Annotated in this window: 1 protein-coding gene; it reads right to left on the bottom strand. The window is 62.9% G+C overall.

Features of this window, described 5'->3' with window-relative positions; genetic code table 11:
- Positions 1-944 (bottom strand): IS701 family transposase (locus SO140_RS46080; protein ID WP_498544218.1); only part of this gene is annotated, 944 nt, incomplete at its 3' end.
- Between the last annotated feature and the right edge of the window lie 10 nt (positions 945-954).

Below are 954 nucleotides of genomic sequence, written 5' to 3' on the forward strand. Positions count from 1 at the left end.
CTGCGGTTGAAGTCGCGCCGTGCTATGCGAATGCGCACGCGCGCAAAGCGGGATTTGAGGGATACATTCGTTCCTTCGCGCCAAGTGACCGTCCGCCAGGCTTTGGCAGGAAGGCTCAAGGCAAGATCCTTGACCTTGACTGGTTGGTGCTGCGCATCGCGACGTAGCTGCTTGGTCGGCCGTCCGCGGCCGGGCACATAAGGCTTGGGCGGCAAGGGGCCCGTGCCGGGCGACCACACCGTGGTGCTCGAGAGAATCCCAGCAACATAGGAAAGCTCAAGCGCCGTAAGAGCGGCGCGCAGGTCGCTGTGATTGCCGTAGCCAGCATCAATCAACACGACGCCACGTGGCAAGCCCGCGGTGCAGGCGGCGCGGATTTGATCGAGCGCGATCTCGATCTTGGTCTGAAAGTCGATCTGATCGGGCACCCCAGCCTTCTTGCGGCGGGCAGCGTCGGAGGCCCATGCCTCCGGCAAGTACAGCCGATAGGCCACCGGCAGGCTGGCATGATGATTGGCGACCGACAGCGACACCGCGACCTGACAATTGTCCTGCTTGCCAAGCTGTCCGCAATACTGCCGCGCTACGCCCACAGAATGCGTTCCCTTCTTGGAAAAGGCGGTGTCGTCGATGATCCAAGCTTCGATCGGCCCGGCACGCTCGATGGCAGGCAGCACCATCTCGCGCACCTTGGACAGAACCTTCTCATCCGACCACCGTCCCTCGCCGACAAAGTGCAGCAGCGATTGGTGCTGGGCCGCCGTCCGCTCCGGCGCCGTCACTGCCGCCATCGGCTCTACACTCTTGCGTTCGCAGGGCAACAACAGCCCGGTGCAATAATCCCGAAGCGGCCGCCCTCGATCAGCATGTCCGATCACGCCAACAAGACCGTCGACGTACGCCGCAAATCGTGTCTCGCTGGTTCCCTTTCCTCGGCGACCCATCTCAGATCCT

Source organism: Bradyrhizobium sp. UFLA05-108 (genome assembly GCF_059803455.1).